The 1,306-nt window shown below is 63.4% G+C and carries 2 protein-coding genes; both read right to left on the minus strand.

Features of this window, described 5'->3' with window-relative positions; all coding sequences use genetic code 11:
• On the minus strand, nt 1–299 hold a 299-nt coding region (locus AC1VAN_RS22075), incomplete at its 3' end, for a hypothetical protein (protein ID WP_480986774.1).
• The coding region (locus AC1VAN_RS22080) for a PGAP1-like alpha/beta domain-containing protein (RefSeq protein ID WP_480986775.1) at nt 287–1,306 on the minus strand (1,020 nt) is incomplete at its 5' end. The genes AC1VAN_RS22075 and AC1VAN_RS22080, both read right to left, overlap by 13 nt.

The raw sequence follows: 1,306 nt of genomic DNA on the forward strand, positions 1-1,306 counted from the left end.
CGGATGCGCTGTGCGCGTTCCGCCAAGGCCTCGTCGAATTGCGCTTGCGTGATGTCCTGCCCCAGCAGATCGACTTCGACGCGTTTGTGATCAGCGCCCAGTCCGTAATACAGGATGGCTCGACTGCTGGAAGGCGGCCCCCAGTTGACGGGAAGTTCGATCAACAGCCTGCCCACCGACCAAGTCTGCATAGGTAAGGTGATCGCGGTCATGGCGGGCTTCTCCTTGAAGTGGAATAGGGCCATCGCGCCAGCGGCCAGCCCCAACAATAGGCAGAGCAGCGGGATCAGGCGGCGCATAGCGGACGCTTGGCTTGGGCTGCAATCTTTATCAGGCTGTACAGGGTGAAGTGCCGCGTCTGCACGACGCCGAATGCGCCCTCGTGGTCAAAGCCGGTGACGCCGACTTGCGCCCGCACCTGGCCCTCGCGTGCCTGCATGGCAGGCGCCTTGCCCGAGCTGACGGGAACCGTGCCGTCGCCGCTGCCATCCTGCATGGAGCAGTGCAATTCCCAATGGCTGACTTCCATGAATTGGGTCGGCCAACCCCCTCTCAGCGCGGCGGCTCGTTCAACGCGCCTGCCCCCCACGTACACGGGGCTGGACCCTTCATCCCGCACATCCGCCATCTGCATGGTGGATACCACAAAGGCGTCCGGAGGCACACCCAGGGGGTGTTCCGGGTAGCCTCGGCCAGGGTGCATTTGCCAGGTAATGGTTTCGAAACTTGGCTGTTTATCGTCCGCCCCGTAATACACATAGGTGTTGGGGTGATAGGCGCCGTCTACCTTTTGGTGGAACTGCTTCGCGAGTCCAATGTTCCGGGCATATTGTTCCCAGAAAAACGGGACCCCACCCTTCGGCGCCAGCCATTCCTCGCGCAGCAACGCCCACCAGCGATCACGGCGCAGATAGATTTCGGCATACGGGTCCGCTTCGGGGCGGGCAGGCATGGCGGGCGCGTAGTGCTGGTCCCGCAAGCGCAGCCAGCCCAATGCATAGCGCTTGGTGGGCAGCAATTGCAGCGCACCGGGCGCCTGGRCAAAGACGGCGGTGACTTCCTTGCCGGTCCTGCCGATCACCGCGCCGGCCATCGCGCTTTCTTGCTGCATTCCCACCTTGCATCGGCGGTACGCCACCGGGGCGCCATTGGTCGGCATAGCGCCATGCATCACGCCCGCGATCACGTCGGCCATGCCAGGCAACTGCGCACAACGACGCGCCACCAGCCCTCCCATGGAATGCGTGACCAGAATGACTTGCTGGCAGTTCCCGCCGTACTGGCGTCGTATCTCATTGATCCGCAC

Source organism: Stenotrophomonas sp. 05L44_2 (genome assembly GCF_056665995.1).